We start from the raw sequence: 24,565 nt of genomic DNA, 5'->3' as shown, positions 1-24,565 counted from the left end.
CCGCTTGGGGACCGGACGGCAACGCCCGGCCCACCACCGCGCGGTGGTGGGCCGGGCGTTGCCGTCCGATCTCAGGAGACTCCGACCGGGGCGCCCTTCACCAGCTCCTCCACGGCCGGCTCGACGACGGCCAGCAGGGGTTCGAGCCGCCCCTCCAGGAACAGCTTCCGCATCAGGGTCCGCTGGACCTTTCCGCTGGTGGTGCGCCGCACCGTTCCGGCGCCGACCAGCAGCACGTTGCCCACCGGCACACCGGCCTCCTCGCCGACCGCGCGCTGCACCCCGTCCAGCAGGGCCTGGTGGTGCGCCGCCTCCGTGTCCGGTCCGCCCGCGGCGCCCCTGACCTCCAGGACGACCACCAGCCGTTCGCGCACGTCTCCGCCTGGCCGCACGGCGAACACCGCGCCCGTGCCCAGCGAGGGGTGCGCCGCGCGGGCGGCGGCCTCCACGTCGTGCGGGTAGATGTTCCGGCCGTTGATCACGACCATCTCCTTGAGCCTGCCGGTCACGTAGAGCTCACCGTCGCTGAGGGCGCCGAGGTCCCCGGTGCGCAGCCAGCCGTCCGTCACCGCCCCGTCCGCGCCGGTGAGCCGCGCCCCGAAGGCCTCGGCGGTCGCCTCGGGACGGGACCAGTAGCCGGTCGCCACGCTCTCCCCGCGCACCCAGATCTCGCCGACCCCCTCCGGCCCGAGATCCCGCAGGGTGGCGGGGTCGGCGATCCGCACCTCGAAGTCCTCGGCCCGCACCACACCGCTGCTGACCAGCGTGCGAGTGGCCCCGCCCGGCACGGGCCCGGCGAGCTGCCCGGTCTCCAGGGCGGAGGTGTCGACGGTGCGGGTGACGGCCGGGCGCCCGAGCGGGGTGCCCGACACCAGCAGCGTCGTCTCCGCCATTCCGTAACAGGGGAAGAAGGTCTCGGGCCGGAAGCCCGCCGGGGCGAAGCGTCTCGCGAAGGCGTCGATGGTCTCCGCCCGTACCGGCTCCGCCCCGTTGCACGCCTGCGCCCAGCGGGAGAGGTCGAGCGAGGACAGCTCGGTGTCCTTCACCCGGCGTACGCACATGTCGTACCCGAAGTTGGGACCGCCCCCGATCGTGACCCCGTGGTCGCCGATCATCTCCAGCCAGCGCACCGGGCGGCGCAGGAACGTCTCCGGGGCCATCAGCGCGGCCCTGGCCCCGAGCCAGAGCGGGTGCAGCACGTGCCCGATGAGCCCCATGTCGTGGAACAGCGGAAGCCAGCTGCCCAGGCAGGAGTCGGCGTCCGACCCCAGGGAGCGCTGGATCGCCGCCTCGTTGGCCATCAGGTTGCGGTGGGAGACCATCACTCCCTTGGGCTCGCTCGTCGACCCCGAGGTGTACTGGAGGAAGGCCAGGCCGTCGAGTTGCGGTTCGGGCTCCCGCCAGTGGGTGGCGTCCCCCACCGGTCCCACGTCCGTGGCCACGCACGGGACGGCGTCCGGGCTGTCGCCCACCAGCCAGGACTCGACGGCCGGCGCGTGCTCGCGGGTCGTGAGCACCGCCCCGACCCGCGCGTCGGCGGCGATGCGCGACAGCCGCTGGAACTGCCGCTCGCCGGAGGGGAGCGGGGCCGGAACGGCGACGGCGCCGGCGTACTGGCAGCCGAGGAAGGCCGCGACGAACGGCAGCCCCGACGGATACAGCAACAGGACCTGCCGGCCGGCCAGTCCGCGCTCCTGAAGCCAGGAGGCGATGTCCTTGGCCTGTGCGTCGAGCTCCGCGTAGGTCAGCCGCTCCACCCAGCGTTCCGAGTCCGTCTCGTGCACGAAGGCGAACGCCTCCGCCGTGCCCCGCGCCTGTGCCCTGGCCAGGACGCGCTGGGAAAATGTCTCTTGGCTCATCGTCGTCTCTCCACTCCTGAGCACTGCTTCAGACCGGCAGGGAACCCGCGAGTAACGGGGCTTGGGCATAGCGACGCAGCAGGGCGGCGAGTTCGTGCAGGAAGGTGTCCTCGTGGGCGCGGATGAAGAAGTGCCCGCCGGGCATCTCCCGCACCTCGCAGCCACGCCCCGCGTGCCGCCTCCAGGCCACCACCTCGGGTACGGTCACCAGCCGGTCCCTGCCCCCGACGAACAAGTGCAGGGGAACCTTCACGGGTTCGGCGCCCGGCGTCACCGCGGAGGCGCACAGCAGCAGGTCGTCCCGGGCCACGGGCAGCAGCGCCGACAGGAACTCCGGGTGCTTCAGGATCACCCGGGGTATCCCGCCCAGCGCCGCCAGGCCGTTCACCAGCTCCTCGTCGCTCGCGTGCGGGTTCGCGATCCTGGGGGCGGGCAGATGGGGCGCGCGGTAGGAGCTGAGCACCAGGCCGAGCGGGAGCGGGGCGCCGCGGCTCTGGCGGCGGATGGTCAGCCGGTAGGCGATGAGCGCCCCCATGCTGTGGCCGTAGAGCACATGCGGCTCCCGCAGCTCCTCGTCGAGCTGCTCGTCCAGGTCCTCGACGAGTGCGTCGAGATCGGTGAACCTGGGCTCGTTGATGCGGCCCTCACGGCCGGGGAGCTGCACCGGCAGCACACGCGCACCGGCTCCGTGCTCGTCGAGTCCGCGCTGCCAGCGCCGGTACGCCGATGCCCCGCCGCCCGCGTACGGGAAGCAGAACAGCCGCACACCGGCTCCGGTCGGAGCGTCCGTCGGTAACTGGGGCGTCTGGGAAAGGTATCGCGTCATTCTGCTCCGCCTCGGGTTCGTCCGGCGACTGTGTGCCGGCCGGGCCCGGCCGCACGACGCGGTCGACTGCGGCCGTCGGAGCGGGCCGCACCCGCCCGGCCCTGGTGAACGGGTCCGGGCGGCGCGCCTGCCCGCCCGGCAGCACACCTTTCGGCCATCGGTGGAGCGGTACCCGGCCGACACGCATCGAGGGTGCGGGCGACCGCTAAAAGACGGCCAAATCGTAGGCGGGCGAGGCGAGGGAGGGGTCGTCGGCGAGAATGGCGTGATGCAGTCGCTGGAGCCGCTGCGAGGGCTCGATGCCGAGCTCCCGCACGAACGACGCGCGCACCTTGCGGAAGACCTCCAGGGCCTGCCAGGACCGCCCGCAGCGGCAGAGCGTCAGAATCAGCTGGGCGTGCAGGTTCTCCTGGAGCGGGTAGCGGGTGGTGAGCACGGTGAGTTCGCTGACCAGCTCCGCGTGCCGGCCCAGCCGCAGGTCCGCCGCGATCCGGCTCTCCAGCGCACCCCGGCGCACCTCGTCCAGGCGTCTCACCTCGGTCTCCAGCACCGGCCCGGTCCGTACGTCGGCGAGCGCGGGGCCACGCCACACGGTCAGCGCCTTCACCAGGAGCCGGGCGGCGAGCGCGACATCGTCCTCGGCCAGAGCCCGCTGCCCGCGCAGGGCGAGCCGTTCGAACTCCCGGGCGTCCACGTCGACGTCGGCCTCGGGCGGGTCCAGGATGTAGCCGGTGTGGCTGCGGATGAGGACCTCTTTCCCCTCGGGTCCGCCGACCGGTTCGAACGCCGCGGAGAGTCCGTGCCGCAGTTGCTTCACATAGGTCTGCACCACACCCGAGGGCCGCCCCGGAGGAGTTCCGTCCCACAGCTCCTCCGCCATGGCGGCCATGCTCACGTGACGTCCGAGGTTGGCCGCCAGTAACGCCAGCACCTGCCTCGGCTTCGCCGCGCTGGGCACTACGGACGTGCCGTTGACGGTCACGACCAGCGGTCCGAGGACACCGATCACCATCGCCCTGCTCCCTCCGCTAGCTCTATCGGAGACAGTGACACCTCACGGTCGCGGGCAGACAGGGACAGGTACACGTACCGGCCGTGAACCCACGGGGGTGCGCCGCATGACATCTTCATACGCCGAGGTCACAGGCGTGCGGATGACGGCGGACGGCCGGAACCGCTCGACGGACCCGGAGCGGGGCTCGGGGAACGGAGAGCGGGGCGAGGCCGGGCGCAGGCGTCAACTCCTCGTTCGCACCGTCCGGCGAGGTCCGCCGGAGCGCGATCGTCACTTTCTGCTGTTCATGCCCTACAGTGCGTAACGCAAGTCATGATCATCATGGCTCCTACCCACTCGTGGAGACCCTCGTGCGCCGCATGTTCACCAAGCTCACCGGCCTTGCCGCCGTGACCCTGCTCGGCTTCACGCTCGCCCAGCCCGCCGAGGCCGGACAGCACACCCCCGGCACCGGCCGGGCGGCCGAGGCGGCCCCCGCCTACTTCGAGATGACGGACGGCTACAGCGCGCGGAACCTCGTGGTGAAGCTGGTGAAGGAGGAGCAGATCCAGCACGCCAGGCAGCTGGTCGGCGGAGAGACCTCCGAGCGGCCGCACGTCATCGGCCGGATCATCAAGTCCCCGACCGACTACAGCCGGCAGTACAGCTTCCACTACGACCCCGAGAGCGTCAGCTTCTTCGACTACGCCATCGAGGTCTGCGACGCGACGCTGAGCTACACCGAGGACCACCTCGACGAGGTCGGCGGCCCGTTCCTGCCCGGCCGGATCCACTGCCCGTGGAGCTCGCGACTCGTCAGGGAAGTCACCGCCCCGTAAGGCATCCCGTCCCCGGCTCGCAGCCGCGCCCCGTTCACCGTTCGGAGGCGGCCGGTTCGGCCGGTCCGGGCGAGCGGGCCGGCTGAACGGTCACCAGCGCGATCCCCGCGCAGCACACCGCCAGCAGCAGGAGTTCGGCGGGCGACGGCGCGGGCGCGGTGTCCAGGGCCCAGTCACCGAGCCGGACCGTGAAGGGGACGGCCAGTTGGACGGCCGCCGTGAACACCGGGCCGCGGCGCAGGATGAGGCGGTGCTGTACGAGGTAGGCGGGGGCGTAGACGACCGCGCCGAGCACCACGATCCCGCCCGTCGCGGCGAGCGTCGGGGGGTGGCCGATCAGCGCGGGCAGGGCCATCGGCAGCAGCAGGCAGGTGGCCGCCGCCAGCAGTACGGGCAGCACGGCCAGCGGCGGCAGCCCGGACAGCCGGTCCCGGTACAGGAAGCCGTAGACCGCGAACGCCACCGTGGCCGCCGCCACCAGCAGCAGCCCCACCGCGTCCAGGTCCCCCGCGTCCGCGCCCAGCGCCGCGTATCCGGCGGCCGCGGCGCAGGCCAGGGCGGCGCCCACCGCCTTGCGGGGCCTGGACCGTTCGCCGAAGAACAGCGCGCCGACGGCCACCGAGGCGCACGGCATCAGCGCGACGACCAGGTTCGTGAGGGAGGTGCCGATGCGCGGGATGGCGAGCAGGGTCCCGGCGGCGTACCCGGCGAAGCCGAGCAGCCCGAGCAGCCAGACGGTTCCCGGGCGGGCGGCGGCCCGCCGCAGGTCCGCCCGGCCGTGCGCGCTCGACGCGGCGACGGCGGTGAGCGCCAGGCAGCACACCGCGGTGCGGCCGACCGCCACGATCAGCGGATCGGTACCGGTGACCAGCGCGCCGGACAGCAGCCAGGTGCCGGCGAGCAGCAGGACGAGAACGGCGGGCATCGCGCGTCCTTTCCACGGGCGGAGGGGAGCGGGTGGGCCCTCCGTCGGCCGGGGGGCCGCCCGAACGGTACGGCAGCCGCCCGGCGCCGCCCCGGGCGGCCCGTGCCCCGGCACCACCGCAAGCCGGGCATGACGCATCGAGCCGGTGCCGGGCTCTTCAAGCCGAGCAGGGCTCCTCAAGCCACCCGCTGATCGCCTCCCCGGGGCGCTGTCTCAACGGCGACGCCTCGTTCGAGCCATCGCGTCAACCGATCCCTGATTCCTGGTTCCTGATCATCTCCAGCAACAGGGCGTGCGTCTCCGCGTCGGCCGCCACCACCAGACCGCCCGCACCGGTGTGCGGCGGCAGGCCGCGCAGGTCGGTCACCACGCAGCCCGCGGCCTGGCAGAGCGCGATGCCCGCGGAGAAGTGCACGCTGTCGCGCAGCCGCCCGTCGGTGACGTACGCGGCCCTTCGCCCGGCCGCGACCCAGGTCACGGCCAGCGTGCTGGAGACCACGCGCGGCCGGAAGTGCTCCGCGAACCCGGGGTCGGCCAGCAGCGCGACCGCCCGGAAGCCGGGCGCGTTGGGGAACGGCGGGTCGAGGTTGACGTCCACCAGCCGCGATCCGGACGAGGGTGCCAACTCCTCGTCCGTGCCGTCCGTGCCGTCCGCACCACCCGTACCGTCCGCACCACCCGTGCCGCCGCTGCGGAGGCGGGCGCGCTCGCCGTCCGTCCAGAACACCTCTCCGCCGAACGGGTCGGCCACCGCCGCTGCCGTGATGGACGACCCTTCGCGCAGGGCGACGTTCACCGCGACCACCATGGTGTTCACGGCGTAGTTCAGCGTGCCGCACAAGGGGTCGACCAGCCACCTGCGTTCGGCGGCTTCCGCTCCGGTGCGGCCGCTCTCCTCACCCGTCACGGCGTCATCGGGCCGGGCCGTTCGCAGAACATCGAGGATGGCCTTCTCCGCGGCGACGTCGGCGGCCGTCGCGAAGTCACCCCCGCCTTTCTCGAACCGCTGCAACGAGGTCCCGTACATCTCCCGGACCACCGCCGCGCCCGCCCGTACCGCTCTGACAGCCAGTCGCGCGTCGCTTTCCGTGTTCATGCTCAGCATGAACCTCAGGCTATTCGCGCCCGTTCCCGGACCGCCACGGTTTCCCTTCGAACCCTCACCGGGGCAGCTGCCCCTCCCGGTTGACCTCCGTCACCCGCGCCCGCAGCACGAGCCCCGGCGAGGCCGGCCGGACGGAATCGGGCGGGCAGTCCCACTCCGATCCCCCGCCGGGCGGCCGCAGCTGCACGTACGGCCCGACGCGCCCCATCACCCGGCCCACCCGCCCGTCGCGCACGTCCACGGCGAACGAACCCGGCTCCGGCGTACACGCCTCCGGCTCACCGCTCTCACCCACCATGGCCTGCCGCCTTCCCGTCCAGCACACCGCTCAGCCGCCGCACCGTGTCGAGGTTGCAGCGCCCCAGGTCGACGAGCACACCCGGCCCGCTCCCCGCACACGAGACGGGGTCGACCCGCAGCGAAGGCAGGGTGATCCCGACCCCCGCGAGCCCTTCCCGCAGCCGCTCGACCGCCTCTTCCGCCTCCCGCACTCTGCCCGCCGTAACCCTGCGCCGCTCCGTTGTCGTCATGATCCATTCCTTCCACGCTGAGTAATGTCAATGCATACCCAGCGTGTCCAATCTCTCGTTAGCCTGGAAGAGGTGCAGTTCCAACAACCGCTTGTGCATCACAGGGAGTTGTCATGCCGGGGCCCAGAAAGCTCGATCCCTCCTCCTCGCCGCGGGCCCTCCTCGGCGCCGAACTCCGCCACCGAAGAGAGGCCGCGGGCCTCTCCCAGTCGGACCTGGGCGCCCCGCTCTTCCTCAGCGGCTCGTTCATCGGCCAGCTGGAGTCGGGGGTACGGCGCATGCAGATGGACCAGGCGGAGAAGTTCGACGAGATCCTCGACGCGGACGGCTTCTTCGTACGGAACTGCGCGGCGCTGAAGAAGTCGAAGTACCCGGAACACTTCGCGGAGGCGGCCGAGGCGGAGGCCCGCGCGGAGACGATCCGGGAGTACGCGCCCCAGCTCATCCCGGGGCTGTTGCAGACGGAGGGGTACGCACGGGCGGTGTTTCGGGATGGTCTCCCCACGGCTACCGAGCGCACGATCGACGAGCTGGTGGCAGCCAGGCTTGAGCGAGCGCAACTGCTCGCACATCCAACAGTGCCGATGTTGTGGGTGGTGCTGGACGAGGCGGTCTTACGCCGGAAGGTCGGCGGACCTGCGGTGATGGCGGAAGCACTTCGCCATATCGCCGGGCTGATCGGACAACACCGCGCTATCGTCCAGGTTTTGCCATTCTCCGAAGGCGGACACGCGGCCATGGGTGGGGGCCTCAAGCTAATGGCCTTTTCAGACGCGCCTCCGTTGGCCTATCTGGACAGCCTCGGCTCGGGTCAACTCCTGGATGATCCGCTCACGGTCAGAAAATACGAACTGACCTACGATCTATTGATGGCTGGCGCATGCTCACCATCAGAGTCGCTGGCCTTGATCGAGTCGGTGGCGGAGGATTACGACCATGAAGCTCAGCGGTTCTGACTACGACCTGTCCACGGCGACATGGCACAAGTCCACCTACAGCGATGCCAGCGGCGGAAACTGCGTAGAGGTCGCGACCTGGCACAAGTCCTCCTGCAGCGGAGCAAGCGGAGGCGACTGCCTGGAGGTCGGCACCAGCTGGCGCAAGTCCTCACACAGCGGCGGCGACGGCGGGGACTGCCTCGAAGTCCTCGACGGGCTTCCCGAGGTCGTCCCCGTCCGGGACTCCAAGGTGGCCGAAGGCCCGGTGCTGATGTTCCGCGCGGCGGCCTGGCAGTCGTTCGTCGACGACCTCGGGTGAGTTACTCGCGGACCTGGGCGTTCACCGCGGGCTGCGCGTCGTCGCTGTCAGCGCCCAGGCTCGCGAGCAGGCGCAGCCCGTCCTCGGCGGGGCTGCCGGGGGCCGCGGCCAGCACCACGAGCTCCATGCCCGACTCGTCGGGCAGCGCGAAGTTCTCCTGGTGCAGCTCCAGCAGCCCGACCAACGGGTGCCGGTACGCCTTGCAGCCGTGCGTGCGGGCGCGCACGTCCGCGCGGGCCCAGAGGCGGCGGAAGCGCTCGCTGCCCATCGACAGCTCCCCGATCAGCGAGGCCAGTCGGGGGTCGTCGGGGTATTTGCCGGCGGCCAGGCGCAGGTGCCCGACCGCGTCGAGGGTGCACGTCTCCCAGCCCGCGTAGAGGCCGCGTTCGGACTCCTCCAGGAAGATGTGCCGGGCGGTGTTCAGGCCGGGCAGCGGCAGTCCGTAGAGCAGCCGGGCGAGGCGGTTCCCGGCGAGCACGTCCATCCGGTGATTCATGATCATCGCGGGTGCGCCGGCCGTCAGGTCGAGGACCTGCAGCAGCTCCGGCCGGACCCGCACGGCCGGGGCCTTCGTCCGGCGGCGGCGCTGACCGGCGAGCCGGCCCAGGTGGTCGCGTTCCGTCTCGTCGAGGCACAGGACGCGGGCGAGCGCGTCCAGGACCTGTTCGGAGGGCTGGGTGGCGCGGCCCTGCTCCAGGCGTACGTAGTAGTCGACGCTGACTCCGGACAGGTGCGCGACCTCTTCGCGGCGCAGTCCCTCGACCCGGCGGCGGCTGTCGACGTTGATGCCGACGGACGCCGGGTCGACGCGGGAGCGCCGGGTGCGGAGGAAGCCTGCGAGATCGTCCATGCACTCCAGTATGGCCTCGCGGGGGCGGCGGGAGGGTGGCCCTGCCGATACCAGGAAGTCCGGTCCGACGGAAGAAGCGCCCCTGAACAGAGGGCGCCCGGGTGCGCAGAATCAAAGGCATCCGACCGACCGCCCGACCGATCCGATGGAGTTCCCATGAAGACGCTGATCGTCCACGCCCACCCGGAGCCGGACTCGCTCAACGGTTCACTGAAGGACCTCGCGGTGTCCACGCTGGAGGCGGCGGGGCACGAGGTGCGGGTGAGCGATCTGTACGCGATGGGCTGGAAGGCGGTCGTGGACGCCTCGGACTACGGTCCCGCCGCATCGAGTCCGCTGAAGGTCGCCAGGGACTCGGGCCGGGCCTTCGAGTCCGGGACGCTCACCCCGGACGTGCTCGCCGAGCAGGAGAAGCTGCTCTGGGCGGACACGATCATCTTCCAGTTCCCGCTGTGGTGGTACTCGATGCCCGCGATCCTCAAGGGCTGGGTGGACCGGGTGTTCACCTACCGATTCGCGTACGGCGTCGGGGAGCACAGCGACACCAAGTACGGCGAGCGCTACGGCGAGGGCACCCTCGCGGGCAGGCGGGCCCTGCTGTCGGTGACCGTCGGCGGCCCGGAGGCGCACTACTCGGCTCGCGGGATCAACGGCCCGATCGACGATCTGCTGTTCCCGATCCACCACGGCATCCTCTACTACCCGGGTATCGAGGTGCTCCCGCCGTTCGTGCTGCACGGCACCGACCGGATGGACGGCGAGGAGTACGCGGTCGCCGCCAAGGCCTGGGAGCAGCGGCTGCTCACCCTGGAGTCGACCGAGCCGATCCCGTTCCGGCGGCAGAACTTCGGTGACTACGAGATCCCGTCGCTGCACCTGAAGGAGGGGCTGGAGTCCGCGGACCGCCAGGGATTCGCGCTGCATGTGCGCGGCTGAGGGCGGTGCGCGCCCCCGGTCGCCGACCCCGGCCGCGCGCCCGCCGGCAGTGACCGGTCAGAGGACGGCGAGCCGGTCCACCAGCAGCTCCGTCCGCCGCTCGGCTTGCTCCGGCGGCAGCCGTCCCGCCCGGGTCAGGGTCGCCAGTCCGTGCAGGGCCGCCCAGAACACCTCGGTGAACAGGGCCGGGTGGACGCCGTCGCCCGCTACGGCGCCGAGGGTCTCCAGCAGGGCGGCGAAGGCGTCCTTCAGGGGCTCCGGGGTGTCCTCCGCCGCGAACGCCAGGCCGCCGTCGAGCTGGAACATGGCGTCGTAGACCGCCGGGTTGCGAGCGGCGAAGTCGAGGTAGGCGCGGGCGAGGGCGGTGGCCCTGGCGCGGGGGCCGGCCGCGGCTGCGGTCGCGGCCCGCAGCGTCGCGGCCATCTCGGCGGCGCCTTCCAGGGCGACGGCGCCGATGATCTCCCGCTTGCCGCGGAAGTGGCTGTAGAGGACGGGCTGGCTGTATTCGATGCGCTCGGCGAGCCGGCGGGTGGTGACCGCGTCCCAGCCCTGCTGCTCGGCGAGTTCGCGGGCCGTCGCCACGATGAGGCGTTCACGCTCCGACCGTTCGCGCTGCTTGCGTTCCTGTACCGACATACCTCGATCCTAGCACCGCTAGACAACCGAGCGATGAAAGCATTAGCGTTGCCTCATTATCTAGCAACACTAGATTTTGGGAGGTCGCCATGCTCAACGCACTTGAGGTCTTCACCACCGTGACCGTCGGCTTGATGGTGGGGGTGGAGTTCTCCGTCGCCTTCGTCCTCAACCGCATCTTCAACGCGCTCCCCGGTGACGCCGGTCAGCTCGGCCGCGCTCATGGCGCCCGGATGCTCGGTGCCGCGATGCCGGTCTGGTACATCACCTCGCTCGTCCTCGTCGCGGTCTGGGCCGTCGCCGGACGGCACCACCCCGGCACCGGCCTCACCGTCACCGCCGGCGCGCTGCTGATCGTCAGCGTGATCATGTCGGTCGTGCTGCTCGTCCCGATCAACAACCGGAGCAAGGCTTGGACCCCCGAGAACCGGCCCGCCGACTGGAAGCAGCAGATGAGCCGCTGGGACCGCTACCACTACGTCCGCGTCGCCGTCATCGTCGCCGCCTTCGCGCTGCTGGTCGTCGCCCTCGTCTGAGTGCCCGGCGGGAGTACCGGCCTCAGGACGCGGACGGCCCGATGTGAATGATCTGGATCAGGTTGCCGCAGGTGTCGTCCAGGACCGCGGTGGTGACCGGGCCCATCTCCACGGGCTCCTGCGTGAAGTGCACGCCGAGTCCGCGCAGTCGGCCGAACTCGGCGCGCACGTCGTCCACGGCGAAGGAGGTGGCCGGGATTCCGTCCGCGACCAGCGCCGTCTTGTACGGCTTCACCGCCGGGTGGCTGTCCGGCTCCAGGAGCAGTTCGGTCCCGTCGCGGTCATCGGGCGAGACGACGGTGAGCCACCGGTCCGCACCGACCGGGACGTCGTTCTTCTTCACGAAGCCCAGCACATCCGTGTAGAAGCGCACGGCCTTCTCCTGGTCATCGACGAAGACGCTGGACAGATGGATCCTCATGGGCACTCCCCGGTGCATCGGACCTGAGCCATCGGGGCGCGACGCGCTCAGGGGTAGCGGTGGTCAGATCGTGGCACCCGCCTCTGACAACGCTCCGCTCAGCGCTGGTCGGCGCGGAAGATCTCACTCTCACGCACCACGGCCAGGGCGAAGGCGAGACGCTTGTCGAGACCGTCGTGCTTGATGAAGTACCAGCGGTCGCCATGGCCGTTGCGCGGAAAGGTCAGCACCTCGTCCCCGTACTCCCCTCGACGGGGACGAGGTAGACGCCGGGGACCATGTACGCGTCGCCCCCGCGCCTCCTCATGAACCGGACCGCGTGGGCGCCCTCGCCCCGGGTCGACTCCGCATCGTGTGCCGCATCATCCGGCCCACCGTGAACTGGTTGATCGAGTCCCGGTGCCCCGCCTCGAAGGGCTCGGCCCGCCGGTTCCTGCCGAGTGCCGTGCGCTTCGCCTCCCCGTCCGTCGGGAGCCCTCTCCGGCGACACAACGATACGAGGAGTTGCAAGAGTTGCCGTGGTGTGGAGTGAGCGGGCACGGGTACGGGATGGCGGTCCGTCAACTACACGGGGCCGCTGGCGACGGGCCGCACGGAGGGCGAGGAAACCGTGATCGACAAGAGGTTTTTGGCGTTTCTTGCGCTATGCGGGTGCGCGTCGGTATTCGGATTGATCCTTGGTTTTACCAGAGACGGAAGTAGCCGAGTCATGCCCCTGTTCGGTGGCGTGATGGGCGTTACATGCATCTGCATCCTTGTGTACCTCCTGATACGCAATCGAAAGGGCGGGAGCAGCTGAACGAAGGGCATTCGCCTCAGGCCGCGCCTACCTGACGAACGAGGCAGGAGCGATCGGCCGGGCGGGGAGAAACGGACGGACTACTCCCGGACTCGGCTCGGCCGGCACGTCGACCGCCGGGATGGACGCAGGGTTCAACCGCGAGTCCGGGGGCACCCTGAACTCCATGGGGCAAGGTCGCCGGGAGCGTGGCCGGAGGCACCGCCGGTACGTTCTGCGCAACCCCCGGATCCACTCCGATTCCCACCCGGAAGGAGCACTATGCCCAACGTCGCATGGACGGTCGAGCAGAAAGCGGCCATAAAGCGTTACATGCTATTCGCTAAAATCCTGTCAGTAGTCGGAGTGATCTTTTCGATCGCCCTCATCCTCTCCGGGAACACGGGAGGGTGGATTCTTCTCGGAATGCTTGTTTGCATGTACGGAGCAACCCACCTCTTCATACGCAACAAGGCGAGAATGCAGCCCTGAACCAACGGTGCATTCATTACACGCCCGTCATCAGCCACCGGCTCACCGGTGACCGCCGCCGCCGCCGCGAGCTCCCGCAGCACCAACGTGTGCTCACGGGTCTGGCGTACCTGCGCAAGAGCGGCACGCCGGCCCGGATAGCCGCCGGCTTCGACATCTCCGCCGGCACCGCCCACGCCCGTACCGCCGGGGTCGTCGATCTCCCCGCCACCCCGCTACCCCGAGCAGGCGCTCAGCCCCCTTCGAGCTCCCGGCGCACGGTGGCCGCGATGGGGGCGAGAGCCGCAGCGAGGTGGCGGCGTTGAGCGGCGCTCAGCGGATCGAACACCAGCCGCTTCACCTGGGCGACGTGTTCCGGCGCGCTCTCGACGAGCTTCTGCCGGCCTGCGTCGGTCAGAGCGGCGAGGGTGTAGCGGCCGTCGCCGGGGTCGGGGCGGCGGGTGACCCAGTCGCGGGCCTCGAAGCGATCCATCAGCTTCGACAGGCGGGGCTGGGTGCTGTCGCAGACCCGGGCCAGGTCGCTGAGCCGCATCGTGGCGCCGTCGGACATCGACAGCTGGGCCAGCACCCCGTACTCGAAGTTGGAGATGCCGGCGTCTCGCTGCAACTGGCGGTCGAGGGCTGCCGGGAGGGCGATGACGACCGTGAGCAGCGCCTGCCACAGGTCCTGCTGGTCGTCGTCGAGCCAGGGTGACTGGGTGTCCATGAACCCCATCCTACTTGCCCCGGCAACTCACATCACTTGCCTGGGCAAGTGATTCCAGGCTACCTTTTGACTTGCCTCGGCAAGTAAAAACACTTGCCGAGGAAAGTGAAGGAGCCGATTTCAATGACCGACACGAGCAAGCTGCCGCCCCCGGACGGCCTCACTTCCCCCTTCCCGTTACGCGCACCGGCAGCCGCTTACGACGACCTGCTCGCCCGGGTCCTGCCACAGGCGCGCGAGCAGCGGCTGTGGAACCCCTCAGACGGTTCCGTGCCCAGCCTCTTCGTCAGCCACGGCGCCCCCTTCACCCTCGACGATCCGCAGTGGCTCGGTGACCTCTTCGACTGGTCCAGATCGATGCCCAAACCCCGGGGCATCGTCGTCATCTCGGCCCACTGGGAACGAGCACCGGCCGCGATCTCCCGCGCCTCGGCCGGCGGGCCGCTCCACTACGACTTCAGCGGCTTCCACCCCCGGTACAAGACCCTCACCTACGCCACCCCGGACGCCACCGACCTGGCCCGGCGGCTCACGGGGCTGCTGGGCCGGACACCGGTGCACGAGTTCGCCGACCGAGGCCTCGACCACGGCGCCTACATCCCGCTCATGGCCATGTATCCCGCAGCCGACGTCCCGGTCGTGCAGCTGTCGATGCCCAGCCTCGACCCCGGCGCCCTGCTGCGGCTCGGGGCGCGCCTGCGGCCCCTGCGCGACGAGGGCGTCCTCGTTCTCGGCTCGGGCTTCATGACGCACAGCTTCGACGTGTTCCGCCGGCCGGAACTCGCCGCCACCCTCAAGGCCTTCGACGAATGGGCCGTCGACGCCCTCACCCGGGGAGACGTCGACGCCCTCACCGACTACCGCGACAAGGCGCCGGGCGCCGCCGTCGCCCATCCGACGGCCGACCACTTCGTCCCGCTGCTGCTCACCGTCGGCGCCGCCGACGACCCCGGCAGCGCCGTGAGCGCCATCGACCGCGTGGTGATGGGCAACTCCACCCGGTCCGTGCAGCTGACCTGAGCGCCCTACCGCGATCACCGGCACCTCACCGCAATCCCAGCAATCCCAGCAGTCACTGCAATCACTGCAATCACTGCAATCACCCCGGAGGAAATGCCATGAAGGCAATGCGTATCCACGAGTTCGGCAGCAGCGACGTCCTTCGCCACGAAGAGGTGGACCGCCCCGTCCCCGGCCCCGGGCAGGTGCTGGTGCGGGTGGCGGCCACGTCGTTCAACCCGGTCGACGACCACATCCGCGCCGGATTCCTGGCCGAGATGATCCCGATCACCCTCCCGTACGTGCCGGGGATCGACCTGGCGGGCACCGTCGCCGAACTCGGCGCGGACGTGACGGGTCCGGAGGTCGGTGACCGGGTCGTGGCGATGCTGCCCCTGGACTCCGCAGGCGGCGCCGCCGAGTACGCGCTCGTCGCGGCCGAGTCGCTGGCCCCTGCACCCCGGACGACCGAGCTGGCCGACGCCGCCGCGCTCCCGCTGACCGGCCTCGCGGCCTGGCAGACGACATTCGAGCTGGCCGAGCTGAAACCCGGTCAGACGGTCCTGGTCAACGGGGCAGGGGGCGCCGTGGGCAGCCTCGTGGTCCAGCTCGCCGTCGACGCGGGAGCACACGTCACCGCTGTGGACGCGCCTCAGCACGCCGACCGCCTCCGGGGTTACGGCGCACACCGGGTCGTCGGCCCCCTCGCGCTCGCCGACGGGCCGGCCGCCGTGGGCGGTCCGTTCCAGGTCGTCGTGAACCATGTCCGCGTCTCTCCGGAGGAGCTGGCGCAGCTCACGGACTACGTCGCCGACGGCGGGGTCGCCGCCAGCTCGGCCGGCCCGGTCCCCGAGGACCCCGACCGTGGGGTGCGCAGCGCGAACCTGTGGGTGCGCAGCGACGGAGCCCAACTGGCCGAGCTGGTGGCCAAGGTGGATGCGGGCAGGCTACGGGTCCACGTCGCCGCCCACCGGCCGGTGGCCGAGCTGGCCGCCGTGCACGAGGACGCCGGCGCAGGGCGGCTGCCCGGAAAGACGGTGGTGCTCGTTCCCGGGGTATCACCGAGGTAAGTCCGAAAGGTGCCGTGGGACGGCTCTGAAGCCGCGAGGGGCCGGGGTTCGAGCCTGCTCCTGCCGGGCGGTCGATGTCCTCACGCACTCGATGCGTACCGCAAAACCGCTGTCCGATTGTCGGAACGCGGTGATAAAGAGGCGAGGTGACAACGACACTTGAGTTCCCCGCTCTGCTGCGCCTGATCGACGAACGGTCGACCGCCTTCCGCGCCTCGGTCGCCTCCGCGCCCAGCCTCGGCGTACAGGTGCCGACCTGCCCCGAGTGGACGCTGTTCGATCTGGCGCAGCACATCGGCGAGGGGCGCCGCGACTGGGCCGCCACCGTCGCCGCAGGGCCGGCTCCGGCCAAGTCCGCAGCGCAGGGCGCCCCGGCCGCGCCTCAAGAGCGGGAGGCCCTGCTGGCCTGGTTGGCGGAGTCCACGGAGCAACTGCTGGACGCATTGAGGAAGGCCGGTCCGGACCTCGGTTGCTGGACCTGGTGGAGTGACTCGCAGTCGCCGCGGACCTCCGGCGCCGTCGCCCGGCACCAGCTCCAGCAGATGGCGGTACACACGTACGACGCCCAGATCACCGTAGGTGCCCCGCAGCCGCTCCCGGACGACGTGGCACTCGACGGTGTCGAGGAGTTCCTGTTCACCTGCGTCGCAACGACGAGTGCCTGGCCGCACAAGCCCGCTGCCGTCGACTTCCACGCGTCCGAGGGCCGCTCCTGGCGCCTCTCCCTCTCCGCCGACGGCGCCCGGACCGCCCCTCTCCCCGGGCCCGGCGCCCGGCCGGCCACCGCTGCGGTCCAGGACCCGGACGCGGCCGACGTCTCCGCCCGGGGCACGGCGAGCGAACTGGTCCTCATGCTGCACGGCCGCATCCCGTTCGACTCCGTGGAGCTCGGCGGCGAGCAACGCATCCTCGACCAGCTCGGCTCCTGGGACCCGGATGAGTAGGACGTGACGGCGCGCCACCTCGTACGCCCCGAGGCTTGCTCCCGCCCGTAGATGACTCGGTCAGGTACGGCGATTCAAGACGAACACGTACGACACGAACACGTACGACACAAACGCGTACGACGCGAACGCGTTCGGTCCGAACTTGTTCGCCCTCAGGCCGTTCATTACGGTGGGCCGCATGGGAACTGACAGCGGCCCACCGCGACGCAGCCGCCGGGAGCGGCCCGCCAAGCCCGCCCTGTCGCGGGACGGGATCGTGGCCGCGGCGGTCGGGATCATGCGGTCCGAGGGGCTGGGCAAGGTGACCATGCGCCGCCTGGCGCAGGAGCTGGACACGGGTCCGGCCTCGCTCTACGTGTACGTCGCCAACACCGCCGAGCTGCACGCGGCGATCCTCGACGAGCTGCTGGGACCGCTGCGCGTCGCGGACGGCGGCGACTGGCGCGAGCGGCTGGAGGGGCTGCTCACCTCGTACACCGCGACCCTCTTCGCGCACCCCGGCCTGGCCCGCGCCGCACTGGTGATCCGGCCCACCGGCACGCACTACCTCCGGCTGGTCGAGTCAGTGCTCGCGCTGCTCGACGAGGGCGGCATCGCGCCCGCCCAGGCGGCCTGGGGCGTGGACATACTGCTGCAGTACACGACGGCGACGGCGGCCGAGCAGGCGACGCGGGACCAGTCCGCCGACACGCAGGCCGAGTGGGACTCCCTCACGGACACCCTGCACGGCACTTCCGAGCGCACCCACCCGCACATCGCGGAGCTGGCCTCGCAGTTGGTCTCCGGCACGGCCGAGCAGCGCATGGCGTGGGGCATCGCGACCCTGATCAACGGCATCCGGGCCACCCCCGTACCCGCAGAGGACGTCTCCGCCGAGGGCACGGGGATCTGACCGCGTCGGGCACGGGGATCTGACCGCATCGGGCGCTGGGGTCTGGCCGCGTCGGAGGGCTACCCTGCGGCGTGCTCCCTCAGCACGCAGAACTCGTTGCCCTCGGGATCCGCCAGGACCACCCACGACTCGTCCCCGGACTGGCCGACATCCGCAGGGCGGGCGCCGAGCTCCAGGAACCGTGCGACCTCCGCAGCCTGGTCCTCGGGGCGGAAGTCCAGGTGGAGGCGGTTCTTGCCGGCCTTCCCCTCCGGTACGCGGATGAAGAGCAGACCGGGCATCCGGTCGGGCTCCGGCCTGATCTCGTACTCCTCGAACGTGTCGGTCACCACGGCCCAGCCGAGCGCCTCGGCCCACCAGCGCCCCAGGGCGCCCGGGTCGGCGGCGTCAACGGCGAGCTGTTCCCAGATAAGTCCCATGCGACCAGAGGCTATCCCCGAGACCGTAACGGACGGGAGGGACGCGGCGGGAGGCAAGTTGCCCGCATGCGGCGTTCTTGACGCTGCCCGCTCTCCTGGGTGACGCTCGTGCAACAAGACGCAACCGAGTAGGCAGGGGTCACGGTCATGGCTCTACTGTTCTTCGGCAAGGACCCGAACACCAACGGCGACAACTGCCCCACCGTGTGGGTGGACGAGACGTCGGCCGACATGGTGTTCCAGGGGTGGAAGGCGGACGACGATACGGAAGCGGAGTGCCTGACGATCGGGCACATCCCCGACTCCGAGGCAGTGATCCGTGTTCCAGCGAGCATGGTGCATCTGATCAGGAAGGCGTGCGATGAAGCCGAGCAGCGTTCCACCGTTCAGTGAGCTGATCGGGGACTGTCACCGCTCCGCCGTGCACCTCGAACTGCGGGACACGTACGAGGGGTACGACGACGGGGGCCGCTTCGCCGATTGGAAGCGGGCAGGCGCGATCACTCCAGCCTTTGCCGAGGACTTCCGGTCGTGGACCGATCTGGTGCGGGGAGCAGTTGACCGTGGCGTGGAGATGCGCCGGGCACGAGTGATCTCCGAGCCAGTCACGGACTACATCCGGTTTGAGCACGAGGCGACGCATCTCAACCAGGAAGCCGGGGAACAGGTGCGGTGGCTGGCGCGCAGGGACGCCGCAACACTTCTCCTGCCGGGCGCTGATCTGTGGATCTTCGATGACCGGTTGATCAGGTTCGGGCATTTCACCGGAAACGGCGCGCTGGACTGCAACGAGATGTGCGATGACCCGTCAGTGATCAAGAAGTTCAGCGAGGCGTTCGAAACCGTGTGGCAGCGCGCCACCCCGCACGAGAGGTACGCGGTCTAGCCGTTCCAGCTCATGCCCCGGTACCAGTCATCAAGTGTCGAGAGTGCCCGCAAGGCTGTTGCGGCACGGCTCCGGGAAGTGCGCCTGGATGCCGGCTTGAAGGGGCATGAGCTGGCAGCCCGTTGCAACTGGCACAAGTCCAAGACCTCTCGCATCGAGAGCGCTCGTACGCCCCCGTCCGACGCGGATGTCCGCGCATGGTGTGCTGCCTGCGGGGTGAGTGATCAGGCGGCCGACATAGTGGCCGCATCGCGTACGGCGGACTCCATGTATCTGGAGTGGAAGAGACTGCAGCGCACCGGCCTGCGTAGGCTGCAAGAGGCCCGCATCCCGCTGTACGAGCGCACCGAGCTGCACCGGGGCTACGCCTCGCACGTCGTGCCGGGGCTCTTCCAGACGCCCGCCTACGCCGCTGCTCTGCTCTCGTCCATCAGCCGGTTTCACGGCACCCCCAACGACGCAGAGGAAGCGGTAGACGCCCGTATGGCCCGCGCCCGCGTCCTGCACGAGGGAACGCACCGGTTCGCCCTGTTGGTCGAGGAATCGGTGTTGCGCTACCAGGTGGGCAACTCGGAAGCCATGGCAGGTCAGTTGGGGCATCTACTGTCGATCATGTCGCTACCCTCCGTCTCGCTGGGGATCATCCCGTTCACCACGCGAGAGCGGAGCATGTGGACACTTGAGACGTTCGACATCTTCGACGACCGGCGCGTGCACGTGGAATTGCTGACGGCTCAGGTGACTCTCACCGCACCGGGCGAAGTCGGGATGTACGTCAAGGCGTGGGCAGATCTCAAGGAGCTGGCAGCATACGGCCCGGACGCTCGCGTGCTAGTGACGGCCGCACTTGATGCTGTGCGGTAGAAAGTCGCGTGCAACAAAGTAGAACTGACTAGGAGCCGGGGCTTCAGTCGCCCTAGCGTGGCCGTCATCGGACCACGCTAGGGGGACGCAGGCATGAAGACGCAGACAACACAGGGAAGTCCGGTACACCTCCCCTTGAGACTGGCCCCTGACCCCACACCCGTCGCTGGGTGTGTGTTCACTGCGATCACGTCACTATCGATCGAGACCGGGCCCAGGCGAACGGCGACGGTAGCGGCGTGAGTGACTGCAACGTCAAGTTGCGGCGGCACCTTGAGGACGCGCACTGATGCGGGCCGTGCTGCGGTACGTGGACCACACGATCACACACGCGCCCGAGGGCGGCGTCACGGCGGAACTGCACTGCACGGCCTATGGGTGCGAGAAGTCGTCCGGCCCCCAGGGCGGCCCCGAGGACGCGCAGGACTGGGCACTGCGGCACACGGGCATGAACCCCGGCCACGATCTCTACCGGCGCGAGTACACCGACCATGCGCGCGTGACCCGCGCCGGCTGAGACTCCGGCGTGTGGCCCGACCCGGCAGCCGCGCCGAACGAGTACCCGGACCGGCTCCGTCGGCAGGCCGCAGGAGGGCGACTTCAAGGCAGGGGTCCATGTGCAAGAGACGGAGCGCAGAACAGATGACGCAGACACCCGCACCATGGGGCACGCAGCGAATGGGCCCATATGCGGCAACCAGCTCGGCTCCACAGTCCACACCCGTGATCGACCCCGAGACGCAGATCGCGGTGATCGTGGACGCGCACGGCCGGACGGTCGAACTGGGCAGCCACGGAACCAGCACGAGCGGGCTGACGCCCACGACGACCACGCCTGGTGACGGGGCAGGTCCGGGCGGCGCGACCGACGCGGACAGCACCGAGTCCTACGACCAGGACCAGAGTTCCGGCTGATGACTGATGGCTGACAGCAGATCCGCACTGGTGCTGACCAACCCGTACGACGTCACAGCGGACATGGTGTTGCGGCTCCTCTCCGAACGCCAGGTCCCCGTAGTCCGCCTCGACCCCGGCGCCGACCTGCACGCGGGTGCCTCGCTGACCGCCACGTACCGCACGGGCGAGCAGCGTGGCACCCTGCGCACGGCAAGCCGGATACTCGACACCACCCGGGTGCGGTCGGTCTGGGTACGTCGACCCTCGCCCTACGGGCCGCCGCCCCGGTTGTGCGACCGGTTGGGCGACCAGGACCGCCGGTTCGCGGCAGAACAAGCGCTCTGGGGCGCGGGGGGTATCCTCGCGTCCTTGCCCGGAGCACGCTACGTCAACCACCCGTGGAACAACCGGGCCGCCGAGTTCAAGCCGGCGCAGCTCGCCATCGCGCAGCGCTGCGGCTTCCTGGTACCCAGCACCGTGATCACCAACGAACCGGAAGAAGCACGGAAGTTCGTCGCTTCGCACCACGGCGGAGTGGTCTACAAGCCGCTGTGGAACACGGAGTACCGTGTTGACGACCAGCCGCACAGCATCTGGGTCCGCGACGTGCACGGGGACGAGATCACCGATGCCGTGTCCGCGTGCCCCCACTTGTTCCAGACCAGGGTGGACAAAGCATTCGACGTACGGGTGACCGCCGTGGGCGACCGGACGTTCGGGGTCCGGATCGACAGCCCGGATCTCGACTGGCGCCGCCGCCAGGATCTGATGACGTGCACACCGGTCGAGATACCGGCAGCGGTCACCCGGGCGGTCACCGCCTACCTGACCGAACTTCGTCTGGTATACGGCGCGTTCGACTTCGCCGTCACCGCCTCCGGCGACTGGTACTTCCTTGAGTGCAACCCGAACGGCCAATGGGCGTGGCAGCCGGGCGGGACTACCGCAGCCATCGCCCACGCCATCGACGACCAGTTGGAGAAAGGGCCCCGCACGTGAACACAGCGATTCAGCTCCGCGCCGCTCTCGTGGACAAACTCACCGAGAACGGCACTCTCACGGAGCCCGAGTGGATCAGCGCCGCCAGGGCGGTGCCCCGCGAGCTGTTCACGGGTTCCTACTTTGTGGCGGTCGCCGGCAGTGTCCCGACCGCCTACCGCCCCGTCCGCGAGGGCCTGCCCCAGTGGTTGGAGGGGGTCTACTCCGACGAGACCCTGATCACTCAACTCGACGGGCGGACCAGCCCCGGTGACGTGGCAGAGACCACCGTGACCGGGTCCCCCTCGTCTTCGTCCACCCTGCCGTCGCTCGTACTGCGCATGTGGCATCAGCTCGGTGCCGGGGCCGGACACCGGGTGCTGGAGATCGGCACGGGCACGGGCTACTCGACCGCCCTCGGCGCGCATGGCCTCGGGGACGCCTACCTCACCAGCATCGAGTACGACCCGGTGGTGGGTGGCGGCGCGGCCACCGCCCTCAAGGCGGCCGGTTTCGCGCCCCGGCTGATCATCGGTGACGGGCTGCGCGGCGACCCGGACGGCGGACCGTACGACCGGCTCATCGCCACCTGTTCGGTCCGGTACATCCCGCTCCCGTGGCTGCACCAGGTGAGGCCGGGCGGACGGATCCTGACCACCCTGTCCGGATGGGGCTACGCCAACGCCCTCGTTCTGCTCGATGTCACCGGCCCCGGGCTGGCCACGGGCCGGTTCCTGCCCGGGTACACCAGTTTCATGATGGCCCGGACCCACGACCGACCGCCCCGCCCCGCACCGGCCCTGCTGCCCGGCGAGGAGCGCCCGAGCCGGATCGACCCTGCGAAGCTCGACAACTGGACCGGCGGCTGGGTCGCACAGCTCGCCGCGCCCTCGGCCGAACGCATGGGGGCGGGAGCGGAACAACTCCTCTGGGACGTGTCCACCGGCTCCCAGGCCCGGACGGTGCCCAACGCCTGCGGAGGTTGGAACGTCGTGCAGCGCGGGCCCGTACGCCTGTGGGATCGAGTCGAGGGAGCGGTACAGCACTGGCAGGACGCCGGCGAGCCCCACCAGGAGGAATTCGGCATCACGGTCTCGGCCGCAGGTCAGCGGGTGTGGCTCGGCACCGAGGACGGGGCCGGCTGGGACCTGCCGATCTGACGCCCCGGACTGACCGACGTCCGCAGGGGCGGGCGCCGAGTGCCAGGAAGCGTTCGATCTCCGCGTCCCAGTCCTCGGGGCTGAAGTCCAGGTGGAGGCGGCTCCTGCGCGGCGATCGCACCAGGAACCGCCCCGGCCGGCGCGGCGTCCCCTCACATGACAGGCATGGGAGGGGAGGCAGCCGTGATGGTTGCGATGTCACTGCTGGCAGGTCTCGCCGTCCTCGGGTTCGGCACCTCCGAGGCCGTGTTGCAGCACCGCCTCCGGCGCAAGGGCATCCGCGTCGGCGGCCTGGTGGTCCGCCACAACTTGCGCGGCGCCGGAAAGGAAGGGGGCCCTCCCTCCCGCTTCGCGGTGATCGAATTCGTTGACGCGCACGGCAGCCGGCACACGTTCCAGGCCGGTGCCTCCGGAGTCAGGGGCCTTCCCGTGGGCGGCGGCGTCCCGGTGAGATACCTGCCGCACGACGTTCCCAAGAGCGCGCGAATCGACCTCACCCGGCGACGGATCTGGGATATCGGGGGGCTTCTCGCGATCGGCACCCTGTTCACGGCCATCGGGATCTGGATGCTGGCCACCGGCCGTTGAGCCCGGGGCTCAAGCGTCGAGTTCCGAGCCCTCTTTCAGCGGAATGGGTGGAGGGTCTGAATGCCCACCCACCCACCCTGACCGGCAAGTTGACCGTTTGTGACCGACTTGCGACGGACGGTAGCAACGCTCTAGCGTCAGCCGAATCACGTCGGCCCCCACCGGTGCGATAACACCGAGCAGGGGCCTGACCACTTCGATCGTCAGGACCGATCTCATGGCTGTCAGCCAGCTTAACGCCGCCCCCTCCCCCGTTCCCGTACCGCCGCCCACGCTTGACCACCCGATGGCCAATCCCGGGTACGGCAAGCGCTCCGCGCCGGGCCAACGTCCGCGTACCACCTCGGATTTCGCCCATCTGCTTCCCCGCGACGCCGCCGTCGCCGCGTACGTCGACGGCTTGTGCGACGGCGCCGACATCTCCGTGAATACCCTGGCCAAGACGCTCCCGTACGGCCAGTGCGCCCTGCGGACCACGCTGAACCGGCTCCAGGAGGCTGGTCATCTGCGCAGGGGCAGCGAGTGCGTCGCGACCGAGGAAGCGCTGATCTGGGTCACGCGCACGTTCTTCTCCCGTACCTCGCGCGGCGACGAGTGGTGGGACGCCTTCACCCGGGGCGACGTACCCCCAGAGCAGGCGCCCCAACGCCCCACCCGTTCCCGGTCGTTCATCCTGCTCGCCGCCCTCGGACGCCACACACCCGCGCTCACGCTCTCCCAGGCCGACTGCGTGACGCTCGAACCACAGGTCAGCGAATGGTTCGAACGCGGCGCCACCGAACCGGAGATCCTGCACGCCCTGACCGAGGGCCTCCCACCCCGCATCCACCACGCCGCCGCCCTCGTACGCCGACGCCTGCTGGACAAGCTCCCGCCCACCCGGGTCGCCGCTCCGCCGCCCCGCGCGGTCGTGCTGCGGACCCTGGAGTGCGGCGAATGCCGTGCACCGGCCGCACCGGAGGCGTTGACGGGCGGGATGTGCGGCCCGTGCCGGGGCAGCGGTCCCGACCCCTCCGCCACCAGGGGCCCCGAGGGCGCCGTGCCCGTGCAGGGCGTACGGGCCAGGATGAGCGCCGTACGCGCGGGGCTGGTTCCCCGGGCGGACCGCACCCGGCGGTAGCGGTAGGAGTCGGCGGTGAAGGCGGTACGCCGACTGCCCGTTGCCCCCGCCGGCG

Annotated in this window: 33 protein-coding genes and 1 pseudogene; 20 read left to right on the top strand and 14 right to left on the bottom strand. The window is 70.4% G+C overall.

All coding sequences use genetic code 11. The features are described 5' to 3' along the window. Positions 1-71: 71 nt before the first annotated feature. The 3 genes from ACGFU6_RS22470 to ACGFU6_RS22460 form a co-directional block, all read right to left on the bottom strand. Positions 72-1,859, bottom strand: a complete 1,788-nt coding sequence (locus tag ACGFU6_RS22470) for a fatty acyl-AMP ligase (RefSeq protein ID WP_393613218.1) — start codon at positions 1,857-1,859, stop codon at positions 72-74. A 28-nt stretch (positions 1,860-1,887) separates the two neighbouring features. Continuing rightward, on the bottom strand, positions 1,888-2,685 hold the full coding sequence (locus ACGFU6_RS22465; RefSeq protein ID WP_393613217.1) for a thioesterase II family protein: 798 nt from the start codon (positions 2,683-2,685) through the stop codon (positions 1,888-1,890). A 205-nt stretch (positions 2,686-2,890) separates the two neighbouring features. Further along, complete coding sequence (locus tag ACGFU6_RS22460; protein WP_393613215.1) at positions 2,891-3,697, bottom strand: BTAD domain-containing putative transcriptional regulator; 807 nt, start codon at positions 3,695-3,697, stop codon at positions 2,891-2,893. Between the two features lie 362 nt (positions 3,698-4,059). Here ACGFU6_RS22460 and ACGFU6_RS22455 point away from each other — a divergent pair, with 362 nt between their 5' ends. Continuing rightward, the gene (locus tag ACGFU6_RS22455; RefSeq protein WP_393613381.1) at positions 4,060-4,518 is read left to right on the top strand and encodes a calmodulin-binding protein; all 459 of its coding nucleotides are present in this window, start codon (positions 4,060-4,062) and stop codon (positions 4,516-4,518) included. A gap of 34 nt (positions 4,519-4,552) precedes the next feature. On the opposite strand, the gene ACGFU6_RS22450 is transcribed toward ACGFU6_RS22455, so the two are convergent. The 4 genes from ACGFU6_RS22450 to ACGFU6_RS22435 all read right to left on the bottom strand — a co-directional run bounded on the left by ACGFU6_RS22450 (position 4,553) and on the right by ACGFU6_RS22435 (position 7,078). Continuing rightward, entirely contained in the window at positions 4,553-5,443 is an 891-nt protein-coding gene (locus ACGFU6_RS22450; RefSeq protein WP_393613214.1) for an EamA family transporter, read from the bottom strand. Positions 5,444-5,687: 244 nt separating this feature from the next. After that, positions 5,688-6,548: an inositol monophosphatase family protein gene (locus ACGFU6_RS22445; protein WP_393613212.1), complete on the bottom strand. Its 861-nt coding sequence runs from the start codon at positions 6,546-6,548 to the stop codon at positions 5,688-5,690. Positions 6,549-6,603: 55 nt separating this feature from the next. After that, positions 6,604-6,846, bottom strand: coding sequence for a hypothetical protein (locus ACGFU6_RS22440; protein ID WP_393613210.1), 243 nt, complete (start codon positions 6,844-6,846; stop codon positions 6,604-6,606). Further along, a complete protein-coding gene (locus ACGFU6_RS22435; protein WP_393613208.1) occupies positions 6,836-7,078 on the bottom strand; it encodes a hypothetical protein in 243 nt (80 codons plus the stop codon). The genes ACGFU6_RS22440 and ACGFU6_RS22435 overlap by 11 nt, the downstream gene beginning before the upstream one ends. Before the next feature lie 113 nt (positions 7,079-7,191). Between ACGFU6_RS22435 and ACGFU6_RS22430 the strand changes: the two genes are divergently transcribed. Both ACGFU6_RS22430 and ACGFU6_RS22425 read left to right on the top strand, forming a co-directional pair. After that, a complete protein-coding gene (locus ACGFU6_RS22430) occupies positions 7,192-8,034 on the top strand; it encodes a Scr1 family TA system antitoxin-like transcriptional regulator (protein WP_393613206.1) in 843 nt (280 codons plus the stop codon). Then, positions 8,015-8,335, top strand: a complete 321-nt coding sequence (locus ACGFU6_RS22425; protein WP_393613204.1) for a DUF397 domain-containing protein — start codon at positions 8,015-8,017, stop codon at positions 8,333-8,335. Before ACGFU6_RS22430 ends, ACGFU6_RS22425 begins: the two co-directional genes overlap by 20 nt. Position 8,336: 1 nt before the next feature. Here the strand turns inward: ACGFU6_RS22425 and ACGFU6_RS22420 are convergent, their stop codons facing one another. Next, a complete protein-coding gene (locus ACGFU6_RS22420; protein WP_393613203.1) occupies positions 8,337-9,185 on the bottom strand; it encodes a helix-turn-helix transcriptional regulator in 849 nt (282 codons plus the stop codon). Positions 9,186-9,341: 156 nt separating this feature from the next. Between ACGFU6_RS22420 and ACGFU6_RS22415 the strand changes: the two genes are divergently transcribed. Further along, positions 9,342-10,121 carry an NAD(P)H-dependent oxidoreductase gene (locus ACGFU6_RS22415; protein WP_393613201.1) on the top strand — a complete coding sequence of 260 codons (780 nt, stop codon included), beginning with the start codon at positions 9,342-9,344 and terminating at the stop codon, positions 10,119-10,121. A 57-nt stretch (positions 10,122-10,178) separates the two neighbouring features. Here the strand turns inward: ACGFU6_RS22415 and ACGFU6_RS22410 are convergent, their stop codons facing one another. After that, positions 10,179-10,757: a TetR/AcrR family transcriptional regulator gene (locus tag ACGFU6_RS22410; RefSeq protein ID WP_393613199.1), complete on the bottom strand. Its 579-nt coding sequence runs from the start codon at positions 10,755-10,757 to the stop codon at positions 10,179-10,181. 89 nt (positions 10,758-10,846) lie between these two features. Here ACGFU6_RS22410 and ACGFU6_RS22405 point away from each other — a divergent pair, with 89 nt between their 5' ends. Then, the gene (locus ACGFU6_RS22405; RefSeq protein ID WP_393613197.1) at positions 10,847-11,293 is read left to right on the top strand and encodes an anthrone oxygenase family protein; all 447 of its coding nucleotides are present in this window, start codon (positions 10,847-10,849) and stop codon (positions 11,291-11,293) included. Positions 11,294-11,315: 22 nt separating this feature from the next. Here the strand turns inward: ACGFU6_RS22405 and ACGFU6_RS22400 are convergent, their stop codons facing one another. Then, on the bottom strand, positions 11,316-11,714 hold the full coding sequence (locus ACGFU6_RS22400; RefSeq protein WP_393613195.1) for a VOC family protein: 399 nt from the start codon (positions 11,712-11,714) through the stop codon (positions 11,316-11,318). Positions 11,715-11,812: 98 nt separating this feature from the next. Continuing rightward, entirely contained in the window at positions 11,813-11,944 is a 132-nt protein-coding gene (locus tag ACGFU6_RS22395) for a hypothetical protein (RefSeq protein WP_393613194.1), read from the bottom strand. Positions 11,945-12,902: 958 nt separating this feature from the next. On the opposite strand from ACGFU6_RS22395, the gene ACGFU6_RS22390 reads away from it, so the two are divergent. Further along, positions 12,903-13,289, top strand: coding sequence for a transposase family protein (locus ACGFU6_RS22390; protein ID WP_393613192.1), 387 nt, complete (start codon positions 12,903-12,905; stop codon positions 13,287-13,289). Here ACGFU6_RS22390 and ACGFU6_RS22385 read toward each other — a convergent pair. Next, a complete protein-coding gene (locus tag ACGFU6_RS22385; RefSeq protein WP_393613190.1) occupies positions 13,217-13,690 on the bottom strand; it encodes a MarR family winged helix-turn-helix transcriptional regulator in 474 nt (157 codons plus the stop codon). The genes ACGFU6_RS22390 and ACGFU6_RS22385 overlap by 73 nt on opposite strands. Positions 13,691-13,960: 270 nt before the next feature. On the opposite strand from ACGFU6_RS22385, the gene ACGFU6_RS22380 reads away from it, so the two are divergent. The 4 genes from ACGFU6_RS22380 to ACGFU6_RS22365 all read left to right on the top strand — a co-directional run bounded on the left by ACGFU6_RS22380 (position 13,961) and on the right by ACGFU6_RS22365 (position 17,598). Beyond that, positions 13,961-14,710 carry a DODA-type extradiol aromatic ring-opening family dioxygenase gene (locus ACGFU6_RS22380; protein WP_393613379.1) on the top strand — a complete coding sequence of 250 codons (750 nt, stop codon included), beginning with the start codon at positions 13,961-13,963 and terminating at the stop codon, positions 14,708-14,710. 98 nt (positions 14,711-14,808) lie between these two features. Beyond that, positions 14,809-15,759: an NADP-dependent oxidoreductase gene (locus tag ACGFU6_RS22375; RefSeq protein ID WP_393613188.1), complete on the top strand. Its 951-nt coding sequence runs from the start codon at positions 14,809-14,811 to the stop codon at positions 15,757-15,759. Positions 15,760-15,905: 146 nt separating this feature from the next. Beyond that, entirely contained in the window at positions 15,906-16,703 is a 798-nt protein-coding gene (locus ACGFU6_RS22370) for a maleylpyruvate isomerase family mycothiol-dependent enzyme (RefSeq protein WP_393613186.1), read from the top strand. 181 nt (positions 16,704-16,884) lie between these two features. Continuing rightward, complete coding sequence (locus ACGFU6_RS22365) at positions 16,885-17,598, top strand: TetR/AcrR family transcriptional regulator (RefSeq protein ID WP_393613184.1); 714 nt, start codon at positions 16,885-16,887, stop codon at positions 17,596-17,598. A 59-nt stretch (positions 17,599-17,657) separates the two neighbouring features. Here ACGFU6_RS22365 and ACGFU6_RS22360 read toward each other — a convergent pair whose 3' ends face one another. Further along, entirely contained in the window at positions 17,658-18,017 is a 360-nt protein-coding gene (locus ACGFU6_RS22360) for a VOC family protein (protein WP_393613183.1), read from the bottom strand. A gap of 147 nt (positions 18,018-18,164) precedes the next feature. Here ACGFU6_RS22360 and ACGFU6_RS22355 point away from each other — a divergent pair, with 147 nt between their 5' ends. From ACGFU6_RS22355 to tgmC, 8 genes and pseudogenes are all read left to right on the top strand, one after another. Further along, complete coding sequence (locus ACGFU6_RS22355; protein WP_393613181.1) at positions 18,165-18,410, top strand: hypothetical protein; 246 nt, start codon at positions 18,165-18,167, stop codon at positions 18,408-18,410. A 28-nt stretch (positions 18,411-18,438) separates the two neighbouring features. Next, positions 18,439-18,903 carry a DUF6879 family protein gene (locus ACGFU6_RS22350; protein WP_393613179.1) on the top strand — a complete coding sequence of 155 codons (465 nt, stop codon included), beginning with the start codon at positions 18,439-18,441 and terminating at the stop codon, positions 18,901-18,903. Positions 18,904-18,915: 12 nt separating this feature from the next. After that, positions 18,916-19,119: pseudogene (locus ACGFU6_RS22345) on the top strand (helix-turn-helix domain-containing protein); the annotation flags it as partial. A gap of 51 nt (positions 19,120-19,170) precedes the next feature. After that, a complete protein-coding gene (locus tag ACGFU6_RS22340) occupies positions 19,171-19,767 on the top strand; it encodes a DUF5753 domain-containing protein (protein WP_393613377.1) in 597 nt (198 codons plus the stop codon). Positions 19,768-20,056: 289 nt separating this feature from the next. Then, positions 20,057-20,284: a hypothetical protein gene (locus ACGFU6_RS22335; RefSeq protein ID WP_393613177.1), complete on the top strand. Its 228-nt coding sequence runs from the start codon at positions 20,057-20,059 to the stop codon at positions 20,282-20,284. Positions 20,285-20,409: 125 nt separating this feature from the next. Next, positions 20,410-20,682 (top strand): putative ATP-grasp-modified RiPP, encoded by a 273-nt coding sequence (gene tgmA, locus ACGFU6_RS22330; RefSeq protein ID WP_393613176.1) that lies wholly within the window; start codon positions 20,410-20,412, stop codon positions 20,680-20,682. Positions 20,683-20,688: 6 nt separating this feature from the next. Then, a complete protein-coding gene (gene tgmB, locus ACGFU6_RS22325; protein ID WP_393613174.1) occupies positions 20,689-21,663 on the top strand; it encodes an ATP-grasp ribosomal peptide maturase in 975 nt (324 codons plus the stop codon). Further along, the gene (tgmC, locus tag ACGFU6_RS22320) at positions 21,660-22,802 is read left to right on the top strand and encodes an ATP-grasp peptide maturase system methyltransferase (RefSeq protein ID WP_393613172.1); all 1,143 of its coding nucleotides are present in this window, start codon (positions 21,660-21,662) and stop codon (positions 22,800-22,802) included. Before tgmB ends, tgmC begins: the two co-directional genes overlap by 4 nt. On the opposite strand, the gene ACGFU6_RS22315 is transcribed toward tgmC, so the two are convergent. After that, a complete protein-coding gene (locus ACGFU6_RS22315; RefSeq protein WP_393613171.1) occupies positions 22,729-23,004 on the bottom strand; it encodes a VOC family protein in 276 nt (91 codons plus the stop codon). The genes tgmC and ACGFU6_RS22315 overlap by 74 nt on opposite strands. On the opposite strand from ACGFU6_RS22315, the gene ACGFU6_RS22310 reads away from it, so the two are divergent. Further along, complete coding sequence (locus tag ACGFU6_RS22310; RefSeq protein WP_393613169.1) at positions 22,989-23,390, top strand: DUF3592 domain-containing protein; 402 nt, start codon at positions 22,989-22,991, stop codon at positions 23,388-23,390. The genes ACGFU6_RS22315 and ACGFU6_RS22310 overlap by 16 nt on opposite strands. 286 nt (positions 23,391-23,676) lie before the next feature. Continuing rightward, positions 23,677-24,510, top strand: a complete 834-nt coding sequence (locus ACGFU6_RS22305; protein WP_393613375.1) for a hypothetical protein — start codon at positions 23,677-23,679, stop codon at positions 24,508-24,510. The last annotated feature ends 55 nt before the right edge of the window (positions 24,511-24,565 follow it).

Origin of the sequence: Streptomyces sp. NPDC048462 (genome assembly GCF_043200175.1) — a bacterium.
Classification (GTDB): domain Bacteria; phylum Actinomycetota; class Actinomycetes; order Streptomycetales; family Streptomycetaceae; genus Streptomyces.
This window is presented reverse-complemented; position numbering and strand designations above follow the sequence as displayed.